Annotated in this window: 22 protein-coding genes and 1 tRNA gene; 16 read left to right on the plus strand and 7 right to left on the minus strand. The window is 72.1% G+C overall.

Annotated elements, in window-relative coordinates:
• Positions 1 to 11: 11 nt before the first annotated feature.
• Complete coding sequence (locus CFP66_RS11550; protein WP_094922892.1) at positions 12 to 1127, minus strand: 5-methyltetrahydropteroyltriglutamate--homocysteine S-methyltransferase; 1116 nt, start codon at positions 1125 to 1127, stop codon at positions 12 to 14.
• 73 nt (positions 1128 to 1200) lie between these two features.
• Between CFP66_RS11550 and CFP66_RS11555 the strand changes: the two genes are divergently transcribed.
• The 3 genes from CFP66_RS11555 (at position 1201) to CFP66_RS11565 (ending at position 3254) form a co-directional block, all read left to right on the plus strand.
• The gene (locus tag CFP66_RS11555) at positions 1201 to 2034 is read left to right on the plus strand and encodes an LLM class F420-dependent oxidoreductase (RefSeq protein ID WP_094922893.1); all 834 of its coding nucleotides are present in this window, start codon (positions 1201 to 1203) and stop codon (positions 2032 to 2034) included.
• Between the two features lie 68 nt (positions 2035 to 2102).
• Positions 2103 to 2345, plus strand: a complete 243-nt coding sequence (locus tag CFP66_RS11560) for a DUF2630 family protein (RefSeq protein WP_094922895.1) — start codon at positions 2103 to 2105, stop codon at positions 2343 to 2345.
• 291 nt (positions 2346 to 2636) lie between these two features.
• Entirely contained in the window at positions 2637 to 3254 is a 618-nt protein-coding gene (locus CFP66_RS11565) for a uridine kinase (protein WP_094922896.1), read from the plus strand.
• A gap of 428 nt (positions 3255 to 3682) precedes the next feature.
• Here CFP66_RS11565 and CFP66_RS11570 read toward each other — a convergent pair.
• A tRNA-Leu gene (locus tag CFP66_RS11570) sits at positions 3683 to 3768 on the minus strand.
• Between the two features lie 123 nt (positions 3769 to 3891).
• On the opposite strand from CFP66_RS11570, the gene CFP66_RS11575 reads away from it, so the two are divergent.
• From CFP66_RS11575 to CFP66_RS11620, 10 genes are all read left to right on the plus strand, one after another.
• Entirely contained in the window at positions 3892 to 5205 is a 1314-nt protein-coding gene (locus tag CFP66_RS11575) for a DUF3662 and FHA domain-containing protein (RefSeq protein ID WP_094923130.1), read from the plus strand.
• Positions 5206 to 5270: 65 nt separating this feature from the next.
• A complete protein-coding gene (locus CFP66_RS11580; protein ID WP_094922899.1) occupies positions 5271 to 5729 on the plus strand; it encodes an FHA domain-containing protein in 459 nt (152 codons plus the stop codon).
• Between the two features lie 94 nt (positions 5730 to 5823).
• Positions 5824 to 7167 carry a PP2C family serine/threonine-protein phosphatase gene (locus CFP66_RS11585; RefSeq protein ID WP_094922901.1) on the plus strand — a complete coding sequence of 448 codons (1344 nt, stop codon included), beginning with the start codon at positions 5824 to 5826 and terminating at the stop codon, positions 7165 to 7167.
• Positions 7167 to 8606, plus strand: coding sequence for an FtsW/RodA/SpoVE family cell cycle protein (locus CFP66_RS11590; protein WP_094922904.1), 1440 nt, complete (start codon positions 7167 to 7169; stop codon positions 8604 to 8606). The genes CFP66_RS11585 and CFP66_RS11590 overlap by 1 nt, the downstream gene beginning before the upstream one ends.
• Complete coding sequence (locus tag CFP66_RS11595; protein ID WP_094922907.1) at positions 8603 to 10078, plus strand: penicillin-binding protein 2; 1476 nt, start codon at positions 8603 to 8605, stop codon at positions 10076 to 10078. Before CFP66_RS11590 ends, CFP66_RS11595 begins: the two co-directional genes overlap by 4 nt.
• Complete coding sequence (locus CFP66_RS11600) at positions 10075 to 11487, plus strand: serine/threonine-protein kinase (RefSeq protein WP_233159331.1); 1413 nt, start codon at positions 10075 to 10077, stop codon at positions 11485 to 11487. Before CFP66_RS11595 ends, CFP66_RS11600 begins: the two co-directional genes overlap by 4 nt.
• A 109-nt stretch (positions 11488 to 11596) precedes the next feature.
• Positions 11597 to 13525: a Stk1 family PASTA domain-containing Ser/Thr kinase gene (pknB, locus tag CFP66_RS11605; protein WP_094922909.1), complete on the plus strand. Its 1929-nt coding sequence runs from the start codon at positions 11597 to 11599 to the stop codon at positions 13523 to 13525.
• A 40-nt stretch (positions 13526 to 13565) separates the two neighbouring features.
• Positions 13566 to 14201, plus strand: coding sequence for an aminodeoxychorismate/anthranilate synthase component II (locus CFP66_RS11610; protein ID WP_094922910.1), 636 nt, complete (start codon positions 13566 to 13568; stop codon positions 14199 to 14201).
• 88 nt (positions 14202 to 14289) lie between these two features.
• Complete coding sequence (gene crgA / locus CFP66_RS11615) at positions 14290 to 14562, plus strand: cell division protein CrgA (protein WP_094922912.1); 273 nt, start codon at positions 14290 to 14292, stop codon at positions 14560 to 14562.
• Between the two features lie 62 nt (positions 14563 to 14624).
• Positions 14625 to 15071 (plus strand): PH domain-containing protein, encoded by a 447-nt coding sequence (locus CFP66_RS11620; protein ID WP_233159332.1) that lies wholly within the window; start codon positions 14625 to 14627, stop codon positions 15069 to 15071.
• A 271-nt stretch (positions 15072 to 15342) separates the two neighbouring features.
• On the opposite strand, the gene CFP66_RS11625 is transcribed toward CFP66_RS11620, so the two are convergent.
• The 3 genes from CFP66_RS11625 to CFP66_RS11635 form a co-directional block, all read right to left on the minus strand.
• Positions 15343 to 16044: a rhomboid family intramembrane serine protease gene (locus CFP66_RS11625; protein ID WP_233159333.1), complete on the minus strand. Its 702-nt coding sequence runs from the start codon at positions 16042 to 16044 to the stop codon at positions 15343 to 15345.
• A gap of 199 nt (positions 16045 to 16243) precedes the next feature.
• On the minus strand, positions 16244 to 16777 hold the full coding sequence (locus CFP66_RS11630; protein ID WP_094922917.1) for a peptidylprolyl isomerase: 534 nt from the start codon (positions 16775 to 16777) through the stop codon (positions 16244 to 16246).
• 32 nt (positions 16778 to 16809) lie between these two features.
• On the minus strand, positions 16810 to 17955 hold the full coding sequence (locus CFP66_RS11635) for a S9 family peptidase (RefSeq protein ID WP_233159334.1): 1146 nt from the start codon (positions 17953 to 17955) through the stop codon (positions 16810 to 16812).
• A 224-nt stretch (positions 17956 to 18179) separates the two neighbouring features.
• Between CFP66_RS11635 and CFP66_RS11640 the strand changes: the two genes are divergently transcribed.
• Entirely contained in the window at positions 18180 to 18656 is a 477-nt protein-coding gene (locus tag CFP66_RS11640) for a hypothetical protein (RefSeq protein ID WP_094922921.1), read from the plus strand.
• Positions 18657 to 18752: 96 nt separating this feature from the next.
• Positions 18753 to 19169, plus strand: a complete 417-nt coding sequence (locus CFP66_RS11645) for a hypothetical protein (RefSeq protein WP_094922922.1) — start codon at positions 18753 to 18755, stop codon at positions 19167 to 19169.
• Between the two features lie 192 nt (positions 19170 to 19361).
• Here the strand turns inward: CFP66_RS11645 and CFP66_RS11650 are convergent, their stop codons facing one another.
• A complete protein-coding gene (locus CFP66_RS11650) occupies positions 19362 to 19688 on the minus strand; it encodes a putative quinol monooxygenase (protein ID WP_094922924.1) in 327 nt (108 codons plus the stop codon).
• Between the two features lie 69 nt (positions 19689 to 19757).
• Here CFP66_RS11650 and CFP66_RS11655 point away from each other — a divergent pair, with 69 nt between their 5' ends.
• Positions 19758 to 20417, plus strand: coding sequence for a DUF6886 family protein (locus tag CFP66_RS11655; protein WP_233159335.1), 660 nt, complete (start codon positions 19758 to 19760; stop codon positions 20415 to 20417).
• Between the two features lie 245 nt (positions 20418 to 20662).
• Here CFP66_RS11655 and glgX read toward each other — a convergent pair whose 3' ends face one another.
• Positions 20663 to 22780, minus strand: a complete 2118-nt coding sequence (glgX, locus tag CFP66_RS11660; protein ID WP_094923133.1) for a glycogen debranching protein GlgX — start codon at positions 22778 to 22780, stop codon at positions 20663 to 20665.
• Positions 22781 to 22967 lie beyond the last annotated feature (187 nt).

The following is a 22967-nucleotide window of genomic DNA, read 5'->3' on the forward strand; positions in this document are numbered from 1 at the left end:
AGACGGGGCACTCACCCCCAGACGTCCTGCGCCACCTGGACGATCAGCCGCAGCTTCGCCACCTGCTCCTGCTGGGTGAGGACGTTGCCCTCGACGGTGGAGGAGAAGCCGCACTGCGGCGACAGGCAAAGCTGGTCGAGCGGCACGTACTTCGCAGCCTCGTCGATCCGGCGCTTGAGGTCGTCCGGGTCCTCGAGGCGGCCCGACTTGGTGGTGACGAGCCCGAGGACCACCTGCTTGCCCGGCGGCACGAACCGCAGGGGCGCGAACCCACCGGAGCGCTCGTCGTCGAACTCGCAGAAGAACCCGTCGACGTCGAGATCGCCGAACAGGGCCTCGGCCACGAAGTCGTACCCGCCCTCGGCCGCCCACGACGAGCGGAAGTTGCCGCGGCACATGTGCGTGGTGACGCGCAGGCCCTCGGGCCGATCGGCGATCGCGGCATTGATCTGCTTGATGTAGCGCAGGTGCTGGTGGTCGGCGTCGTCGCCGCGCGCGGTGAGCTCTGCGCGCTGTGCCGGGTCGTTGAGGTAGGCGAGGCTGGTGTCGTCGAGCTGCAGGTAGCGGCAGCCCAGGTCGGCGACGGCGCGGACCTGCGCGGCGTAGGCGGCCGAGAGGTCGGACCAGAACTCGTCGACGTCCGGATAGACGGACCTGTCGATCGCCGCCTCGCCGCCCCGGTAATGGACCATACTCGGCGACGGGATCGTGAGCTTCGGAACGGCCGTGGTGGTCTGCTCGGCGAGGAAGCGGAAGTGGTCGGCGAAGATCGGCTCCTCCAGCCGGATCTTCCCGTCGACCGCGAGTGCCGACGGGGTGAACTCGATCTTCTCGGTGGCGTTGCGGAACTTCACCGCGAGGTTCGAGTCCGTCCGGCTGACGCCACCGAGCCGGAAGATGAAGTCCATGTGCCACGACGACCGGCGGAACTCGCCGTCGGTGGCCGACTGCAGGCCGATCTCCTCCTGCATCGCCACGACGTCCCGGATCGCGGAGTCCTCCGCGGCGCGCAGGCCGTCGGCGTCGAGGGTGCCGGCCGCGAACTGCTCGCGTGCCGCGAGCAGAGCGGGCGGGCGGAGGAGGCTGCCGACGTGGTCGGCCCGGAACGGCGGTTCGGTGCGCGGCATGGCGGCAACCTAGTCCCGCTGCCGCCGGTGCGCCGTGGCCCCTTCCGCAGGGTGGAAATGCGAGGCTGACGATGTGGAGCACGGGGTACTGATCTTCCTGACGGACTACGGCATCGACGGCGCCACGTTGGCGCGGGCCACCGAGGAGCGCGGCTTCGACGGGCTGTTCCTCACCGAGCACACGCACATCCCGGTGAGGCGGGAGTCGCCCTGGAACGGCGGCGCCGAACTGCCCCGGCGCTACTGGCACACCGAGGACCCGTTCGTCGCGCTGGCGGCGATGGCCGTGGTGACCGAGCGGATCGCGCTCGGCACGGCGGTCTCCCTCGTGCTGCAGCACCACCCGATCGGGCTCGCGAAGACGATCGCGAGCGTCGACCGGCTCTCCGGCGGCCGGTTCGAGCTGGGCGTCGGCCCCGGCTGGAACCGCGAGGAGATGGCCAACCACGGCGTCGACCCCCGCACGCGGACCCGCCGGATGCTCGAGCACCTCGCCGCGATGCACGAGATCTGGACGCAGGACGAGGCCGAGTTCCACGGCGAGTTCGTGAACTTCGACCCGATCTGGTCCTGGCCGAAGCCGGTGCGCACGCCGCCCGTGCTGATCGGCGGCGAGGGACCGACCGTGCTCGACCGGGTCCTGTCGCACGGCGACGGGTGGATGCCCCGGCGGGTCGCCCGCGACGAGGTCGACGCGTTCGCCGAGCGGGTGGCACAGCTGCGCCGCCGGGCCACCGACGCGGGCCGCGGCCACCTCCCCGTCACGGTGTTCGGTGCCGTCCCCGAGCGCGAGGTGCTCGACGCCTACGCCGCCGCCGGAGTCGACCGCGTGCTGTACGAACTTCCGGACGCGGACGAGGCGGAGGTCCTGCGCACCCTCGACACGCTCGCCGAGCTCCGCTCCTGAGCCCGGTCACGCCACACCCGTCTCGGGTACAACGACCGGGACGCCCGTCACCGAGCGGAGGAACCGAGATGGACGACGACGAACTGCACCGCCACATCGACGAACTGGTCGCCGAGGAGCACCGGCTCGAGCGCGCCCACGTGGGCCAGGCGCTGTCGGAGAGCGAGCAGCAGCGGATGACCGAGCTGGGCGTGCAGCTCGACCGCTACTGGGACCTGCTGCGCCAGCGCGACGCCCGCCGCCGGGCCGGGCTCGATCCCGACGACGCCCAGCAGCGCTCGACCGATGTGGTGGAGGGCTACCGGCAGTAGGGGAACTCCGCACCCACACGGGCGCGGGTCTGTTCGTCGTTCGGCGCAGGATGCGTTCCGCCACGGAACTCGCGCGATCCACCGCCGCGGTGAGCAGCGCTGCTTCCGTGGGAGCCCATGTTGCGGCACTCCTGGCGATCACGGCAGCGAGCCGGCCTGCGAGGAGCACGTGAGTGTGGTCGTGGGGCCCTGGCGTGCGACTCGCATCGATCACGCGCAGGGGTCCGGCCGGCGCGACGCGACGCCTGCTCCCACTGGCGGGAGCGGCCGGATGCGGGAGAGCATGCGGCGGTGCAGATCACGCCCGTGACCCCGGACCGGCTCGTCGACGAGGTCGTGGCGCTCGTCGACGCCCGCCCGGGCCGGGTGCGGACAGCGCTCGACGGCCCACCCCCGACGCAGCCGCTGGCGCTCGCGGAGCAGGCGGCCGTGCAGCTGCGCACCCGGGGACGCGAGACGGTGGTCGTCAATGCGGGTGATTTCCTGCGCCCGGCCTCGCTGCGGCTGGAGTTCGGCCGCGCGGACCCCGACGAGTTCCTGGACGGCTGGCTGGATGCCGGCGGCCTGCGCCGCGAGGTGCTGGACCCGGCGGCCCCGACCGGTTCGGGCCGGGTCCTGCCGCGCCTGTGGGACGCCGCGACCGACCGCGCCCACCGCGACCGCCACGTGCAACTGCCACCCGACGGTGTGGTGCTGCTGGCCGGATCCCTGCTACTGGGCCGCGGCCTCCCGCTGGACCTCGCCGTACACCTGCGGATGACCGAGGCAGCCCTGACCCGCACCCTCCCGCCCGGCGAGCACTGGACCCTCCCCGCCTACACCCGCTACGAGGACGAACGCCACCCCTCGGACCAGGCCGACCTGGTGGTCCTGTCCGACCACCCGACCCGCCCGGCAGTCCGCAGATGACCAACACCACAGGACGAAGCAGCCACCACACCTGCGGGCGAGCCGAGCGGCCGAATCCGCGCGCCGAACGGCCACCCGCGAGCGAAGCGACAAGCGAAGATCAGCACAAGCGAGCGAAGCGAAGCGGCCGGGGAGAGGATCAACGAGACCGAAGCAGACGCGAGCCGGATCGGCGGCCCGAGGACCAACGCGAGCGAACGCCGGACGCGAGCGAAGCGAAGCAACACAGCGATCAACGCGAGCGAAGCGAAGACCGGGTGCGAGCGAAGCGAAGCACCGACCCCGAACGGGAGGCAACGATGAAACGGAACCCGAAGCGATGGGGGTCCGGGGGCGGAGCACCCGGCTGGGGGTCTGGGGGGCTCGGCCCCCCAGAGGAGAACCGATGTCCACCGAGAAGCGAACGCGCCCCGTGAGCATGCGTCGCCTGGTGGGCGAGGAGGGAGTTGAACCCTCACGTCCTTTCGGACACACGGACCTGAACCGTGCGCGTCTGCCATTCCGCCACTCGCCCTGACGGGGGGAACGCTAACACGGGGGTGTGGAGGGGCCCTGGTCGGGGGGCGACATGGCCCGGGCTAGCACAGATACGATCGGCACTGCCAGCAACACGCCGATGCGAACGGAGGAAGATCGGTTGGGTCGCGTCGACAGGTTCGAACGCCGTCTCCAGGGACTGGTGGGCGACGCCTTCGCGCGGGTCTTCGGCGGCAGCGTCGTTCCCCAGGAAGTCGTGCAGGAGCTGCTGCGGGAAGCCGAGGGCCACATCGAGGAGCTCGCAGGGGGGCGCCTGCTGGCGCCGAACCGGTTCACTGTGCTGCTCAGCCCCGCCGATCTCGCTCGCATGGGGGGTGACAGAGCGGAGATCGTCAACTCGCTGTCCGGCTCTGTCACCGAACAACTCGCCGACCAGGGATGGGACACCTACGGCGAGGTCGTAGTCTTTCTGGAGCGCTCCGATGCGCTGCACACGGGACAGTTCCGCACCCGCTCGTCCGTGGACCCCGACGCTTCCCGCCGGGACGCCATGCGAGCACGCGACGCAGGAGAAGCACCCATGAGCCAGCAACCGGGCCACCCCGAGGAGAACGGGCAGTACGGATACGACCGTGGTGCCCCCGGCGGATACGGGCAGCAGACGTACGCCCCTCCCGCCTACGACCAGCGCCAAGGGGGGTACGACCAAGGCGAGCCGGGCCAGCAGGGCTATGGCCCGCAGCAGGGCGGCTACCCCCAGCAGGGCGGCTACAACGGGCAGCCCGGCGCCGGGTACGACCAGGGCTACGGCGGCCAGCAGCAGCCCGGCTACGGCGGCCAGCAGCAGGGTGGTGGCTACGGCGGCCAGCCCGGCGGCGGGTACGACCAGGGCTACGGCGGCCAGCCGCCGGCCGGCGGGTACGGCGGCCAGCAGGGTGGCGGGTACGGCGGCCAGCCCGGTGGCCAGCCCGGGTACGACCAGGGCTACGGCGGTCAGCCGCCGGGTTACGCCCCTCCCGGGTACGGCCAGCAGCAGCCGGGCTACGCGCCGGGCGGGTACGACCAGGGCTACGGTCAGCAGCAGGGTGGCTACGGTCAGCAGCAGTACGAGCAGGGCTACGACGGCGGCGGCGGGTACGACCAGGGCTACGGCGGCCAGCAGGGCGGCTACGGCGGGTACCAGCAGCAGCTGACGGCCTCGCTCTCGCTGGACGACGGCTCGGGTCGCACCTACGACCTCACCCAGGGCAGCCACGTGATCGGGCGCGGACAGGACTCGTCGTTCCGTCTCCCCGACACCGGCGTGTCGCGCCGTCACCTGGAGATCAGCTGGGATGGTCAGACGGCCACGCTCACCGATCTCGGTTCCACCAACGGCACAACCGTCAACGGCAACCCGGTGCAGACGTGGCAGTTGGGCGACGGTGACGTCGTCCGGGTCGGGCACTCGAGCCTGGTCTTCCGCGCCCAGTAGGCGAGGATCGCCGGCCGTGGACGGCCGGATGAGGACGACATCGGAGAGAACGGAGTTCGCCGCGAGTGCCGGAGTTGGTGCTGCAGCTGACCAGGGCGGGGTTCCTCGCCCTCCTCTGGCTGTTCGTGCTGGTCGCACTCCGGGTGGTGCGCTCCGATCTCTATGCCGCATCCGGTCTGCGTGCGCTGATGCCCGGCGGCGGGCGGGTCAGGGCCCGCACCGGGCGCGGCCGCACCCCCCGCCAGCTCATCGTCACGCAGGGGGCGTTGGCCGGTACGCGGATCTCGTTGGACTCCCGGCCGATCCTGATCGGCCGGGCGGACGATTCCACGCTGGTGCTGGACGACGACTACGCGTCCACGCGCCACGCGCGTATCGCGATGCAGGGCGACGAGTGGTACGTGGAGGATCTCGGGTCGACCAACGGCACATACCTCGACCGGGCTAAGGTCACCGGGCCCACCCGGGTTCCCCTGGGTGTCCCTGTCCGCATCGGCAAGACGGTGATCGAGCTTCGGTCATGAGCCGGCGCACACTGCCTCGCCGCGCCCTGGCGTTCGCCGCCCGGGCCGGCCGCGCCGGTCGATCTGCCCCTGAACGTGATGTCGGAGCGCTGAGATGACGCTGGTCCTGCGCTACTCCGCCCGCAGTGACCGCGGGCTCGTCCGGCAGAACAACCAGGACGCCGTCTACGCGGGTCCGCGGCTGCTCGCGCTCGCGGACGGAATGGGTGGCCACGCCGCGGGTGAGGTGGCGTCGTCGCTGGTCATATCCGCGCTCGCCTCGCTCGACGAGGACGACCCGGGCGACGACCTGCTGGCGGAGCTGCGCGACGCCGCGGTCGACGGCAATGCCGCGATCACGCGGCACGTCGCCGACGCACCCGATCTGGAGGGCATGGGCACCACGCTCACCGCCATCCTGTTCGCGGGTTCCCGGCTGGGTCTGGTCCACATCGGTGACTCGCGGGCCTACCAGCTGCGCGACGGGTACCTGACGCAGATCACGAAGGACGACACGTTCGTCCAGTCGCTGATCGACGAGGGCCGCATCACCGAGGAGGAGGCCCACACGCATCCGCAGCGCTCGCTGCTGCTGCGGGCGATCACGGGTCAGGACATCGACCCGTCGCTGACGATCCGCGAGGCGCGGCCGGGCGACCGCTTCCTGCTCTGCTCCGACGGCCTGTCCGGGGTGGTGAGCGACGAGACCCTCGCCGAGACGCTGCAGGCTTACCGGGATCCGCGGGAATGCGCGGACCGGATGATCGAGCTGGCGCTGCGCGGCGGTGGCCCGGACAACATCACCTGCATCGTGGCCGACGTCGTCGACATCGACTTCGGCGAGGACGCGCCCATCGTGGGCGGCTCGGTGGGCGACGGCTCGGAGGACGGGCCGCCCCCGGATTCGGCGGCCGCGCGCGCCTCGGCCACCACGCTCACCCGCACCGCGCCGCAGCAGGTCGTGTCGACGCCCGAGGTGCGCCCTTCGCGGCGCCGGGGGCGGCTGCGGGTGGTGCTGGCCGTCGTGGCCGTGCTGGCGGTGCTGGCCGGCGGAGGCCTGCTCGCCCGCATGTGGGTGATGGCGCAGTACTACGTGAGCGCCGACGGCGAGCAGGTCGCGATCTTCCAAGGCGTGGGTGGCGAGGTGCTGGGCGTCGCGCTGCAGTCGGTCGCGGAGCGCACCGACGTGGCGCTGACGGACCTGCCGGAGACCGAGCGCAGCCAGGTGCGCGACGGCATCACCACGGACAACGGACTCGCAGGGGCCCGCGGCGTGGTCGACCGCCTGCGCGCCCGCATGCTGGAGCCGTGCCCGCCCCCGCAGCCGCCGCAGCCCCCGCCGCCCCCGCCGCCGGTCGTCGACCCGGGTGTGCCGGTGCCCGGGATCCCGCCGGTCGACACCACCCCGCTGCCGATACCGGCACCCGAGCCCGGGACGACCTGCCGGTCGGTGGGCTGATGAGCGCGCCGGCAGCCGGTGCGGGCCCGCCGCCCGCCGCACCCGCTCCGCTGCCGACCGGGCGTGGGATCGAGCTCGTCCTGCTCGCGTTCGCCGCGGTGTTGGTCACGAGCGCGCTGGTCCTGGTGGAAGCCAACCAGGAGCAGGAGCTCAGGCAGGTCCTGCTGTGGATCGGCCTCGCCTACCTCGCGCTGTTCGCCGTGGCTCACCTCGCGGTGCGCCGGTTCGCCCCGTACGCCGATCCGCTGATCCTGCCGTGCGTGGCGCTGCTCAACGGGCTGGGCCTGGTGATGATCCACCGGCTCGACCTGGCCAATGCCGAACGGGCGACCGCCGCGGGCCGCGACACGCCGGTGGAGCTGATCTCCCGCCAGGTCGCGTGGACCGCGATCGGCCTCGCGCTGTTCGTCGCGGTGCTCGTGGTGATCCGCGACCACCGCACCATCTCCCGCTACGCGTACACGGCCGGTTTCGCCGGCCTGGTGCTGCTGGCGTTGCCCGGCCTGCTGCCCTCGTCGATCTCCGAGGTCAACGGGGCGAAGCTGTGGATCCGGGTCGGCAGCGTCGGCATCCAGCCGGGCGAGTTCGCGAAGATCCTGCTGATCGTGTTCTTCGCGGCGTTCCTGGTGCAGAAGCGCGAGCTGTTCAGCACCGCGGGGCGCCGGTTCCTCGGCATGGAGCTGCCGCGGGCGCGCGACCTGGCTCCGCTGCTCGTGGCGTGGGGCCTGTCGGTCGGTGTCCTCGTGCTCGAGCGCGACCTCGGCACCTCGCTGCTGTTCTTCGGCATCGTGCTGGTGCTGCTCTACGTCGCCACCGAGCGCGTGTCGTGGATGCTCATCGGGCTGTCGTTCTTCTTCGGCGGCTGCATCATCGCCTACCAGCTGTTCGGTCACGTGCGCGTGCGCGTGCAGGTGTGGATCGACCCGTTCGCCGACTTCGACAACACCGGGTACCAGATCGCGCAGGCGCTGTTCGGGCTCGGCACCGGCGGGGTGGGCGGCACCGGGCTCGGCGCGGGCCGCCCCGACCTGGTGCCCTACGCCGAGAGCGACTTCATGCTCTCCTCGCTGGGCGAGGAGCTCGGCCTGATGGGGCTGGCCGCGATCCTCATCGTCTACCTGGTGCTGATCACGCGTGGGCTGCGCAGCGCCCTCGCCGTGCGCGACAGCTTCGGCAAGCTGCTGGCCACCGGGCTGGCGTTCACGCTGGCGCTGCAGACCTTCATCGTCATCGGCGGGGCGACGAAGCTCATCCCGCTCACCGGTCTGACCCTGCCGTTCCTGTCGTACGGCGGGTCGTCGCTGGTGGCGAACTACGCACTCGTCGCGATGCTGCTGCGGATCTCCAACGCCGCTCGCGCCCCGCTCCCCCGGCGGCCGGCCACCCCCCTCCCGCCGCTGGCCGAGGCGGGCACCGAACTGGTGGAGCGGCGCCCGTGAACACTCCGGTGCGTCGCGTCGCCATCGCCGTGATGGCGATGATCCTGCTGCTGATGGGCAACCTCACCTACGTGCAGGTGGTCCAGGCCGGTGACTACCGCAGCGATCCGCGCAACCAGCGCGTCCTGCTGGCCGAGTACTCGCGCAAGCGCGGGCAGATCAACGCCGAGAACCAGATCCTCGCCAGCAGCACCGAGACCGACGACCGCTTGCGCTACCTGCGCCAGTACGCCGACGGCCCGGTGTACGCCCCGGTCACCGGCTACTACTCGGTGACCTACAGCTCCAGCGGGATCGAGCGGGCCGCCGACGAGGTGCTCAACGGCAGTGACGACCGGCTCTTCGGCCGCAGGCTCTCCGACCTGATCACCGGCCGCGACCCCAGCGGGGGCAACGTGGTGCTGACGCTCGACCCGCAAGTGCAGCAGACGGCCTACGACGAGCTCACGGAGCGCGGCTACACCGGCTCCGTCGTCGCGCTGCGGCCGCAGACCGGTGAGATCCTCGCGATGGTGTCCACGCCGTCGTTCGACCCGAACCCGCTGGCCAGCCACGACGCGGAGGAGCGCAAGGCGGCCTGGCAGGAGTACAACGAGGCGGAGCCGCCGGTGCTGCCCAACCGCGCGATCTCCGAGAGCTATCCCCCGGGGTCCACGTTCAAGCTCGTCGACGTCGCGGCCGCACTCGCGAGCGGCCGCTACACGCCGGACAGCCAGCTCACGGCCGCATCGGCGATCACGTTGCAGGGCACCAACACCCAGCTCCAGAACTTCAACGGCAACGCGTGCGGCACCGGTGAGTCGGCGAGCCTGCGCGACGCGCTGCAGCGCTCGTGCAACACGGCGTTCGCGCAGCTCGCGGGCGAGCTCGGGGAGCAGGCGCTGCGTGAACAGGCCGATGCCTTCGGCATCGGCACGACCGACCTGACGGTGCCGATGCCGGTGGCCGCCTCGACGATCGGCGACATCCCCGACACCGCCGCGCTGCAGCAGTCCAGCATCGGCCAGCGCGACGTCGCCCTCACCCCGCTGCAGAACGCGATGATCGTCTCGGCCATCGCCAACCGCGGGCAGGTGATGGCCCCGTACCTGGTCAGTGAGATCCAGAGCCAGGAGCTGGACCCCGTGGAGACCACCGAGCCGGACCGGATCGGCACGGCCGTCGATCCGGGGGTGGCCGCCACCCTGACCGAGCTGATGGTCAACAACGAGAACAACTACTCCGGCAGCGGGAAGATCACCGGCGTGCAGATCGCGGCCAAGACCGGCACCGCCGAGCACGGAGCCGATCCCAAGTCGGTGGCCCCGCACGTCTGGTACGTGGCCTTCGCCCCTGCCGACGACCCGCAGGTGGCGCTCGCGGTGCTGGTCGAGTCCGGCGGCGACCGCAGCAACCTCGCGGCGACGGGTGGCACGGTCGCCGCCCCGATCGGCCGCGCCGTCATCCGCGCCGCGCTGGGGACGGAGCGGTGACCGTCCTCGCTGCGGGGCAGAGCATCGACGACCGCTACCTGCTGGAGCGGCGCATCGCCGTGGGCGGCATGGGCGAGGTCTGGGAGGCTTCCGACACCCGGCTGGGCCGCAGCGTCGCGGTGAAGGTGCTGCGCCCCGAGCTCGGTGACGACCCGGAGTTCCTGCACCGCTTCCGCATCGAGGCCCGCACCGTCGCCTCCCTCGACAACCCGGGCATCGCCGCCGTGCACGACTACGGCGAGGACGAGGGCCCCAACGGCCGGCGCACGGCGTACCTCGTGATGGAGCTGGTGCGGGGCGAGCCCCTGTCCACGCTGATCTCCCGGGGCCCCATCGAGGCCGACGAGACGCTGCGGCTGATCGAGGACGCCGCGTGGGCGCTGCAGGCGGCGCACGAGCGCGGCTTCGTGCACCGCGACGTCAAGCCGGGCAACATCCTGGTCCGCACCGACGGGGTGGTGAAGCTCACCGACTTCGGGATCGCCAAGGCCGCCGACGCGGTGCCGGTCACCCGCTCCGGGATGGTCATGGGCACGGCCCACTACATCGCCCCCGAGCAGGCCAGCGGCGCGGAGGCGGGATCCGCGGGCGACGTCTACTCGCTCGGCATCGTCGGCTACGAGTGCCTCGCGGGCCACCGGCCGTTCCGCGCGGACAGCGCCGTGGCGGTGGCGATGATGCAGGTCCGCGAACCCCCTCCACCGCTGCCGAGCAGCGTCCCGGCCGGGGCTCGCGAGCTCATCGAGGCGGCGCTCGTCAAGGACCCCACCCAGCGCTACTCCACGGGCGGTGAGTTCGCGCTCGCCGTGGCGGCGGTGCGCCGGGGTGAGCCGCTGCCCGCGCCCGGCGCGGTCACCGGCACGATCGTGCCGCCACGTTCCCCCTCCACCCCCACCCGCCCACGTCCGGCGGTCGGTCCCGGCGCGCCGCCGTCGACGCCGCTCCCGGCCTCGGGGGCCTACTCCACGTCCTACTCCGCGCCTTATTCCCCGCCTGTCCCGCAGCGCCCGGCGCCGCCGGCATCCCGGCCCGTGGCCCAGCAGGCGCCGGCAGCGCGGCACGCCCAGCCGGTGGGCGAACGGGGGGGCCGATCCCGCTCCCAGGCGCCGCCGGCGCGGCGCGGCGCGCCCGCCCGACCGCACGGGCGAGCCTCCGCCGGCTCCTTCCGCCTGCAGCCCAAGTCGTCGGGGCGCACCCTGCTCCTCGTGCTGTTCGTGCTGCTGACGCTCGCCGCGGTCGCGGTCGGCGTGCTGTTGTTCCGGGGTGGCCTGCCACCCGCCGGTTCGCCGGTTCCGACCCCACAGGGAGCCGGAGCCGGTACGGTGGCTAGTCGGGAGGGCGTCCTGGCCGGATCGGCGGTACCCGGCGGGGCACTCGCCCTGGTGATCGTCACGGGGAGCGCCCGGTGAACCCGTCCAACCGACGGCCCGGCGCTGCGGTGGTCCCGGAACCACCCCGCTGGGCGACGCGGCCCGGCATGATGTCCGAATCCACCATGACTCCCAGGAACCGGCACCGATGACCACCCCCCGACTGTTGTCCGAGCGCTACGAACTGGGCGACGTGCTCGGTTACGGCGGCATGTCCGAGGTGCACCGGGGGCTCGACACCCGGCTGGGCCGCGATGTCGCCGTGAAGGTCCTACGGGCCGACCTGGCGCGCGATCCCCAGTTCCAGATGCGCTTCCGTCGCGAGGCGCAGAACGCCGCATCGCTCAACCACCCCGCCATCGTGTCGGTGTACGACACGGGCGAGGTGCAGAGCGAGTTCGGCCCCCTGCCCTACATCGTCATGGAGTACGTCGACGGGCAGACGCTGCGCGAGATCGTCAAGACCTCCGGTCCGATGACGCAGCAGCAGGTCATCGAGGTGATGGCCGATGTCTGCGCCGCCCTCGACTTCAGCCACCGGCACAACATCATCCACCGCGACGTCAAGCCCGCCAACATCATGATCAACACCGGCGGCGCCGTCAAGGTCATGGACTTCGGCATCGCCCGCGCGCTGGGCGAGGGCCAGAACGTCACCCAGACGGCCGCGGTGATCGGCACCGCCCAGTACCTGTCACCGGAGCAGGCGCGCGGTGAGGCCGTGGACGCCCGCTCCGACGTGTACGCGGCCGGCTGCGTGCTGTTCGAGCTGCTCACCGGCGAGCCCCCGTTCACCGGCGACACCCCGGTGGCCGTGGCCTACCAGCACGTACGGGAGGAGCCGCGGCGCCCGTCGGAGGTCAACCCGAGCATCCCGTCCTCGCTCGACGCGGTCGTGCTGAAGGCGCTGTCGAAGAACCCTCTGAACCGCTACCAGTCGTCCGCCGAGATGCGCTCCGACCTCGTGCGCGTGCGCAACGGGCAGAACCCGATGGCCCCGCTCGTGATGAGCGAGGACGAGCGCACCGCGATGCTCGCCCCGGCGTCCCACGAGGCACCCACGCGGCGCCTCAACGGCCGGCACAACATGCCGCCCGCCGACGACTACGACTACTACGACGAGGAGCCGCGGCGCAGCACCGGGAAGACGATCGGCATCGTCGCGGCGGTGCTGGTCGCGCTCGGGCTCGTCGGCTTCGTGGCCTTCCAACTGTTCAGCGCCCCGCCCGCCGCCAGGATCGTCGCGGTGCCCGCGGTCACCGGGCTCGCGCAGAACGATGCCCAGAACCAGATCATCGCTGCGGGCCTGCGGCTCGGGTCGGTCACACCCGAGGAATCCTCCCCCCAGGACCGCGGCAACGTGATCCGCACCGATCCCGGCGTCGGCTCCGAGGTCGAGGAGCGCAGCGCGGTCAACCTGGTGGTAGGCAGTGGTCCGGCGAGCGTCAACGTGCCCCGTCTGGAGGGTCTGACCGTCCAGGAGGCGCAAACCCTGCTCGAGGACGCGGGCCTGCAGATCGGCGCGCAGACCGAGCAGGAGACCCCCGACTCCACCAAGGTGGGCCAGATCATCGCCACCACCCCACGCGCAGGCGAGGCCGCCGAGGGCGGGTCCACGGTCGCGGTGATCGTCGGTTCCGAGCCGACCGGCGTCCAGATCCCGGACCTCGCCGGTCAGGACCTCGACGACGCCGAGAAGACGCTGCGCGACCTCGGTCTGAGCCCGCAGCGCCCGGATTCCGACAGCGGCAGCGGTAGCGACGACAACGAGCGGGTGTCGGGCACGAATCCCACCGCGGGTCAGCGGGTGCCGAAGGGGTCCTCGGTCACGCTGCTCACCGGCGACGGCGACGGCGACGAGGTCGAGATGCCCAACCTCGAGGACCAGCCCCAGGACCAGGCCGAGGACCGGCTCCGCGATCTCGGGTTCACGCGGATCCAGATCCGCACGGAGACCACCAGCAACGACGACCTCGACGGCCGCGTCATCGAGCAGTCGCCCCGAGCCGGCGAGAAGGTGCCCACCGACCAGCAGGTCACGCTGACCATCGGCGACGCACCAGGGGTGTTCGGTTAACGCGACGGCGCGGCCCGCCGCGTTCGGGGACACTGAGCCCATGCGCGTGCTCGTCATCGACAACTACGACAGCTTCGTCTACAACCTCGTGCAGTACCTCGCGCAGCTCGGCGCGCAGGTCGTGGTGCGCCGCAACGACGAGGTGGAGCTCGACGAGCTCGGCGACGTCGACGGTGTGCTCCTCAGCCCCGGGCCGGGTGTTCCGGAGCGGGCGGGAGTCAGCATCGAGGCGGTCCGGCGCAGCGCGGAGCGCAGCCTGCCGCTGCTCGGCGTGTGCCTCGGCCACCAGGCGATCGGGGTGGCGTGGGGCGGCGTGGTGGAACGCGCCCCGGAGCTGTTGCACGGCAAGACCTCGCTCGTGCACCACGAGGACGACGACCTGCTCGCCGGGCTGCCGAACCCGTTCGTCGCCACCCGCTACCACTCGCTCTCGATCCGTCCCGACACGCTGCCCTCGGCGCTCGAGGTCACGGGACGCACCGAGGGCGGCGTCATCATGGCGGTGCGCCACCGCGAGCTGCCCGTCACCGGGGTGCAGTTCCATCCCGAGTCGGTCCTCACCGAGGGTGGGCACCGGTTGCTCGCCAACTGGATGGCGAGCGCGGGGCACCCCGTGCCTGAGGCCACCGTGGCGGCTCTCACGGCCGAGACAGCGGCCGTCACCGCCCGCGCCTGAGCCGCGCTGCGCACGTAGCGGCGTCGGCAGCGGGCGGGCGCGCTACCGTGGGGGGCACGCACCCCGACGTCCGACGAGGTCAATACACATGCCGAAGTCCAAGGTCCGGAAGAAGGCGGTCTACACGCCGCCCGCCAACAAGCAGCGCCCCGGCACCACGCCGGTGAAGGTCGCAGGGCCCACGCACCCGGTCTACATCACGGTGATGCTGGGCCTGATGCTGGTGGGGCTGGCGTGGCTGGTCGTCAACTACCTGGCCGGCGACTCGATCGCGTTCATGGTCACTCTCGGTTCGTGGAACTTCGCCATCGGGTTCTCACTGATCGTGATTGGCCTTCTGATGACCATGCGGTGGCGGTGACCTGCGAAAAGACACCGATGTGAGTAGTCCCCAGTGTGGACAGTCACTGTGGACAAGTCACCGTGAGTGATCATGAGCCGTCGGCGGTGGCCGAGTGGAGCCCCGCAGCAGGCCTCGTCGTCCTCGGCTGGCTGATCGCCGTCGCGGCCACCGCGTGGTGCGTGGCGCTGTGGGCGAGCGGTGCCGACCCCGCGGGCCGCCTGCTCGCGGGCGTGGCGGCGGTGGGCGCCACGGTCGCCGCGCTCTTCGGCACCCGCGCCCGGCCTCGGCTGCGCGCCGACCCCGACGGGTTGACGGTCGGCGGGCTGCTCCGTTCGCGCCATCACCCGTGGCCGTTCGTGACGGAGATCCGGGTCCTGCGGGTTCGCAGGCTGGGACGGGAGACGTCCCTCCTCGAGGTCGACACGGAGGCGGCCGACGGCAGCGAGCGCCTGCTCGTGTTCGGGCGGCTGGATCTCGCGGCCGACCCCGAAGACGTGGCGCCCCTCCTGCGCGCCCTGCGCCCCTGAGAGCCGCCTCGTACCCGCACATCCCCCACATGTCGCAGCCGCGTACTGCGCGTGGCAGTTGCGCCCCCCGTTTGAGCGGTCGTGCCGGCGGCGCGTGCGCGCCTACCATCGAGGTCCGCGACGAAGGGAGTCTGGATGGCGAAGACGACATCTATGCGGGGTACGGACGGCTGCTCCACCGGATGCGGCTGCAACCCACCCGCCTGACCCATCCCGACGAGCCACGGCGGGGCAGCCCTGACGAGGGCGCCCCGCCGTCGAGGTGTCTGCGTCAGGGTGTGAGGGCGGTGACACCGATCACGAGCGCCACCACCGCGGTGAGCGCGACCAGCGCGACCACCTGCACGGGAACCCGGTTCCGGGCCGGCGCGTAGACGAGCGCAGCCGTGGCGGCAGCGCCGACCACGAGCCCGCCGAGGTGACCGATCAGCGAGATCCCGGGGATCGTCACGCTGATCACCACGTTCAGCACGATCACGCCGATGACCTGCCCCGCGGGCACGCGCAGGCGGCGCAGCACCACGGCGAGCCCGCCCATCAGGCCGAACACCGCACCTGACGCGCCGGCCACGGCCTGGTTCGGCTCGTAGAACAGCATGACGGCGGCGGCGCCGCCGAGCAGGGCGATGAGGTAGACGGCCAGGAAGCGCGTGCGCCCGAGCACGGTCTCGAGGTCCCGGCCCAGCACCCACAACGCCACCATGTTGAACAGCAGGTGGATCCCGCCGATGTGCAGGAAACCCGAGGTGAGGACGCGCCACCACTCGCCGGCCTGGACGAGACCCGGCACGAGCGCCCACTCGCCGAACAGCGGGGCCGCCGCGTTGCTCATCGGGTCGCCCGCCTGGACCACCGTCCAGACGTAGACCAGCACGTTGAGCGCGATCAGCGTGGGCACCACGATCACCCGGGCGCCGGGGGTGGCGCCTGCAACCGTGCCGGGCCGACGCGTCTCGCGCCTGCCCTCGTTCACGCAGTCGACGCATTGGTAACCGACCGAGGCCTCCCGAAGGCACTCCGGGCACGCCGGACGCCCGCAACGCGTGCAGGACAGGCCGGTGGCGCGGTCCGGATGCCGCACGCAGACGGCCGGTGGGCCGTAGGGCGCCCCACCGGGCTGGTGCGGCGGTGTCGGCGGGCCGGCGGGATGGGTCATCGGTCGGCGGGCGGACTCAGGCCGAGATCTCGACGTGCTCGATGACGACCTCGGAGAGCGGCCGGTCGTTGCGGTCGGTGGCGGTCTGCCCGATCGCGTCGACGACGGCGCGGGACTCCGCGTCGGCCACCTCACCGAAGATGGTGTGACGGCGGTTGAGGTGCGGGGTGGGGCCGAGGGTGATGAAGAACTGCGAACCGTTGGTGCCGGGGCCCGCGTTGGCCATCGCCAGCAGGTAGGGGCGGTCGAACCGCAGGTCGGGGTGGAACTCGTCGGCGAACTGGTAGCCGGGGCCACCGCGCCCGGTGCCCGTGGGGTCACCGCCCTGGATCATGAAGCCGGTGATCACGCGGTGGAAGACGGACCCGTCGTAGAACGGGCCGGAGTTGCCGCCGCCGGCGTTGGGCTCGCTGTAGGACTTCTCGCCGGTGGCCAGCCCGACGAAGTTCGCGACGGTCGTGGGGGCGTGGTCCGGGAACAGGACGATCCGGATGTCGCCCTGGTTGGTCCGGAGCGTCGCGGTGTTCTTGTCGTTGCCTGGTTCGGTCACGCCCCTATCGTGCCAGCCTCGTTCCAGCGCCGTCAGCGGCCACCGCGTCCGGCCTCCAACGCGTCGGCCAGGAACGACGTGATCATGCGCTCGTAGGCCGCCGGATCGGCGTTCCAGGACGCGGTGTGCTCGGCCTCCGGGACCTCGACGTAGCGCATCGGCCACCCCAGCGAGGGGGCAGCGGCGGCGAGGGCCCGGCTCGCCGTCACGGGGACGGCGGTGTCCCCCGTGCTGTGCACCACCAGCGTCGGCGGGCGGACCGCGGGTGGGTGACGGCGCAGGTCGAAGCGGTCGAAGTCGATTCCGATCCGCCTGCTGGTCACGGCGGTCGCCAGGGGCGAGAGCACCGTCGGCAGCCGCCGGTTGCGGGCCTGCAGACGCAAGGTGGCGCGCCAGTCCACGAGCGGGGCGTCCCAGACCACCGCCGCCACGCGCCCGGCCTCGGCCGAGCGGTCGAGGAAGGCCCCGGTGATCGCGCCGCCCATCGACCACCCGAACAGGACGATCCGCCGCGCGCCGCGGGCGACCGCGAAGCGGACGGCGGCCTCGACGTCCTCCCACTCGGTGTCACCGAGGTGGTAGTGGCCGTCCGGGCTCGCAGGTGCGCCCTCGTCGTTGCGGTAGGTCACCACCAGCTGCGGGTGGCGGCGCTCGTGCAGCGTCGGCAGGATCCGCAGCGCCTCGCGGCGGGAGCTGCCGCGACCGTGCACCATCACCACCCAGGTGTCGCCGTCGGCGGGCACCAGCCATGCGGGGCAGGGGCCGAGCGGCCCCGGCACGTCGACGTTCTCGAACGGGAGGTCGCGCGCGCCGGGATCCGGGTCGAAGGGGCCGGCGTCGAGCACCGCCGCGGCCCCCGGCACGGGAGCCTGCCCCCCGAGCAGCGGCCGCACCACCTGGTCGGGGCGTCGCCGTGCCACCGGACCCACCACGGCGAGCCCGCTCGCACGGTCGGTGGCCCAGCGCAGCCCCCAGGTGCCGGGCTGTGCGGTGAGGGCCGTGGCGGCGAGCGTGACCGAGCCGTCGGCGACGTCCAGGACCCGCTCGGGGTAGACGGGGCGGATCGACGTGTCGAGCAGGACCGACGAGTAGAACCAGGCGATCCCCGCCGCGCCGGCGCCGACGCCGACTCCCAGCCCGACCCCGAGCCCGGCTCCCACCCGCCGCAGAAGCGCCACACGACGATGATGCCCGCCCTGGCGGGGCCCGCGACCGCCGGCGCCCGCACCCTGCGGCACCCGTCCGGGTGGCAGGCCTGGGACCTGCGGCTTCCCCGGCCACCGCATCGGGTGAACCGCCTGGCGGAGCGGTGGGGACACCACATCCCGCGACAGCGGCCTTCGTTGTGCCCCCGAGACCAGCGTCACTTCCCGACGAGAGTCCGCACGAAGGGAACACATCGATGAGCAGCCTCGCTCGGCGCAGCCTGCGCGCCACTGCCGCCGTGGCCGGGATCGCCGCTGCCGGCTTCGGTGTCGCCGCTCCCGCGGTCGCCGCACCGGCCCCGCAGGACGGCCCGAGCACCGACGACACCGCTCCCCCCGCACCCGAGGCCGGTTCGTCGCCCAACGTGCTCGGCGAGCTGCCCAGCAGGGACGTGTCGCAGCTGCCCAAGCTGGCGAGCATCGAGGCCCCCAAGGTCTACACCGCAGGTGGGTCCGACGGGCTGCCGACGGACGAGGACATGCCGCTCCCGACCGCTACGGACCTGGTGAACCTCGGGGCCCAGGAGCAGCTCGAGGGCGCGAACGTGGAGTACCAGGCCGCCGCACCGCAGGACGGTGAGGACGCGGCTGGGGACCTCGGCGCCGACGCGATGGTCGCGGACCTGGCCTCGCGCGCGTTGAACTCGACCGAAGGCAACGACGTCCGCGCCTAGTGCCCCCGGCCGTTACCTCCCAGGTCATCGACCGCACGACCGTCGAGGGCGAGAGTCGATCCCGACAGCAGCCGGATCGACGCCAGGAGGCCCTCGATGACCGCCCTTCCCCTCGCCCGCCTCGCCGCAGTCCGTGACAACGGGCGGTTGCTGCGGATCGCACTCCGCCTCGACGCCGCCGCGTCCGGCGCCCTCGGGCTGCTCGCGGTCGGCGCAGCCGCGCCACTGAGCGGCCTCCTCGGCCCGGGCGAGGGCGTGCTGCGGGGCGTCGGCGCGTTCCTCGTCGTCTACGCGCTGGCCCTCGTGGCGGTCGCGGCCGGATCCGTGATCTCGCGACCCGCCGCGTGGACCGTCGTGATCGGCAACTCCGTCTGGGTGCTGGGCAGCATCGGCGCCGCCGTCGCCGGCCGCGCGGAGCTCACCACGCTCGGGATCGCGGTGGTGCTGGCACAGGCGGCCGCCGTGGCGATCTTCGCCGACCTGCAATGGCTGGGCCTGCGCCGGGCACGGTGAGCGGTAGCGTCCGGCGCTGCGCAGCAACGCCCGCGCGATCCGTTTCCACCGCGCTCGCGGCTGGCGACCGGACGGCGCCGAGAAGACCGAGCAGGGCCCCGGTGGTGCGGTCCTGGAGGAGGCCCACTACGTCAGGACGACGAGAACGTCCTGACGGGGTCCCAGGCGTGCGATGTTCCACGTGGAACACCCTCAGCCACGCGGGCTGATCTCCCCCATCTTCGACCAGCCCTCACCGGGGACGCCCTGCACGCTGATGATGTCCGGGGTGGTGGCGACGTAGTCCGGCGCCCAGCCGACGAAGGTCGTGAAGTGCGCGCCGGTGACGTGCGCCTCCGCCGCGCCGTCCTGGAACGCCTCCACCAGCACGAACTGGTGCGGGTCGGTGACGCTGCGGGACCACTCGAAGAAGATGTTGCCGGGCTCTGCACGGGTGGCCTCGGTGAACTCCGCGACCTTGTCGAGCCACTCGTCGCTGTGCTCGGGCCGGATCGTGAACTTGACGACGATGAAGATCATGGAAGCCTCCGGTCCGGGTCGATCAGTGCGCGGAGCGACCCTACCGGCACGGTCCGGCAGGATGGGGCCGTGCGACCTGGACGCGGCGAGGTGCTGCACTTCTCCGAGGATCCGTCGATCACCCGGTTCGTGCCGCACGTCGCGGCGAGCGCCCGGCAACCCGCCGCGTACGTCTGGGCCGTGGACGCCGAGCGGGCACCTTCCTACTGGTTCCCCCGCCAGTGCCCGCGGGTGCTCGCGTGGGCGCGGCCGGACTCCGATCCGCGGGACGTCGAGCGGGTCATCGGGCCCGGGGGCGGCGAGCGCGTCCACGCCGTCGAGCACCGGTGGCTCGAGCGGATGCGATGCGTCGAGCTCTACGCCTACCGGCTGCCGGCGCAGCACTTCGTCCCGTTCACCGAGCCCGAGCCCGCCGCGGCCGCCGGAGCGGGACCCGAGCCCAGCGCACACGTCAGCACGAGGACCGTCCGCCCGCTCGGCCCGCCCGAAAGGGTCGGTGACCTGTTCGACCTGCACGCGGCGACCGGGATCCAGCTCCGGGTCCTGCCCGAGCTCGCCGCGTTCTGGGCCGCGGTCAGCTCCAGCACGCTCGGGTTCAGCGGGATCCGGCTGCGCAACGCCGGCATCGCCCCCGTCGGGCACGCTCGAGGCCTGGGTGGCCACGAACGTTCACCGGGTCATTCAGCGGCCGGTCCACAGCCACGGGTGCGCGGACACCGGCTGCGCTGATCAGTAGCTCGGGGCGGGCGCTGCGACACTGGTGCACTAGTCGGAGTGATCACGGCCTGGTGATCGGTCCGAGCAGTGCGCCCCGAACCCAGCCGATGATCACCGGTAGGGGTGGGGAGGCGCCCGACGACCGTACGAACGCCGACAACGCGCCCGTGTCCGCAGCGAACGCCAGCAACGCCGGGGCCGCGTGAGCAAACCCGGCGAACGTGTGGTCAGCGCACCAGTGCTCCCCGCCGGGACCACTAGTAGCGCTTGCGCAGCACCATCAGCGAGCGGGCGGTGATGCGCAGCCGGCCGCCCGGCTTCGCGTCCCGCTCGCGGCGCCGGGCCCGCGCCAGGAGCGGGTCGGCGGTGTCGACGCAGATCTCCCACATCCGCCCGTACACCTCGGCGGGCAGGGTGAACCGCACCGGCTGGTGGTGCGCGTTGAACAGCAGCAGGAACGAGTCACCCACCACGCGGCGCCCGAGCTCGTCGCGTTCCGGGATGCCCTGGCCGTTGAGGTAGACGGCCAGGGACCGCGCGATGCCGGAGTTCCAGTCGTCGTCGGTCATGGGCTCCCCGTCGGGGCGCAGCCACGCGATGTCCTCGATGTTCGAGCCGCGGATGGTCCGTCCCTGGAAGAACCGGCGTCTGCGGAAGACGGGGTGCTCCCGGCGCAGTGCGGCGATCTGCGCCACGAAGTCGGTGAGCACCGAGCTCTCGCGCGCTGCCGCCCAGTCCACCCAGGCGATCTCGTTGTCCTGGCAGTAGACGTTGTTGTTGCCGAGCTGGGTGCGCCCCAGCTCGTCGCCGTGCGAGAGCATCGGAACGCCCTGGGAGAGCAGCAGGGTGGCGACGAGGTTGCGCTTCTGGCGCTCGCGCAGCGCGTGCACCCCACCGTCCTCGGTGGGCCCTTCGACGCCGTGGTTCCAGGACCGGTTGTGGCTCTCGCCGTCGCCGTTGCCCTCGCCGTTGGCCTCGTTGTGCTTCTCGTCGTAGGAGACGAGGTCGTTCAGCGTGAAGCCGTCGTGCGCCGTGACGAAGTTGATCGAGGCGATGGGCCTGCGGTTGTCCTTCTCGTAGAGGTCCGACGAGCCGGTGAAGCGGGACGCGAACTCCCCGAGGCTCGCGGGCTCACCGCGCCAGAAGTCGCGCACGGTGTCGCGGTACTTGCCGTTCCACTCGGTCCACAGCGAGGGGAAGCCGCCGACCTGGTAGCCGCCCTCGCCCACGTCCCACGGCTCGGCGATGAGCTTGACCTGGCTGACGACCGGGTCCTGGTTGACCAGGTCGAAGAAGGCCGCCAGCCGGTCGACGGCGTGGAACTCGCGCGCCAGCGCCGCGGCCAGGTCGAAGCGGAAGCCGTCGACGTGCATCTCGAGGACCCAGTAGCGCAGCGAGTCCATGATCAGCCGCAGCGACTCGTGCGCCCGCACGTTGAGGCTGTTCCCGGTGCCCGTGGTGTCGAAGTAGAACTCCGGCTGGTCGGGGACGAGCCGGTAGTAGTTGTGGTTGTCGATGCCGCGGAAGGACAGGGTCGGGCCGAGGTGGCTGCCCTCTGCGGTGTGATTGTAGACGACGTCGAGGATCACCTCGATCCCGGCGCGGTGGAGCAGCTTCACCATCGTCTTGAACTCCTGCACCTGTTCCCCGCGGGTGCCGAAGGACGCGTAGCCGTTGTGCGGGGCGAAGAAGCCGATGGTGTTGTAGCCCCAGTAGTTCGAGAGCCCGCGCTCCTGCAGCGCGTGGTCGTGCACGAACTGGTGCACCGGCATCAGCTCCACCGCGGTGACGCCGAGGGATCTGAGGTGCTCGATCATCACCGGGTGGGCCAGGCCCATGTAGGTGCCCCGCAGGTCGTCCGGCACGTCCGGGTGCGTCATCGTCATGCCCTTGACGTGCGCCTCGTAGATCACCGTCTCGTGGTACGGGATCCGCAGCACCCGGTCCCCGGTCCAGTCGAAGAACGGGTTCACGACCACCGACCGCGGCACGTGGGGCCCGGAGTCGGCGTCGTTGCGCGAGTGCGGCTCCCCGAACCGGTACCCGAACAGCGCCTCGTTCCAGGTGGGGCTGCCCTCGATCGCCTTCGCGTACGGGTCGAGCAGCAGCTTCGCGGGGTTGCACCGCAGGCCCGACGCGGGGTCGTAGGGCCCGTGCACGCGGAAGCCGTAGCGATGGCCCGGCGCGACCCGCGGCACGTAGCCGTGCCAGATCAGGGCCTCCCGTTCGGGCAGGTCGACGCGCGACTCGCGGCCGTTCTCGTCGAACAGACAGAGTTCCACCCGCTCGGCGACCTCGGAGAACAGTGCGAAGTTGGTGCCGCCGCCGTCGAAGTTGGCACCCAGCGGGTAGGGCGATCCGGGCCAGATCTGCAGTGCGTCCTCCTCGACGTCCGTGCGCGGGATCGGTTCCCGCATCCGAACTGCATACCCGACCGGGTGATCCCCGGCAGCGCTCGTCCCGACGGCTGATACCCGCGACGGGACGAACGCCGCCCACCTGCCACCTCACGGATGCCATCCGCCCGCGACTCGCGGACGGGGGACCGCGATCCGCGGGCGT

The sequence above is a fragment of the Pseudonocardia sp. MH-G8 genome (genome assembly GCF_002262885.1).
In the GTDB taxonomy this organism is placed as follows: Bacteria; Actinomycetota; Actinomycetes; order Mycobacteriales; family Pseudonocardiaceae; genus Pseudonocardia.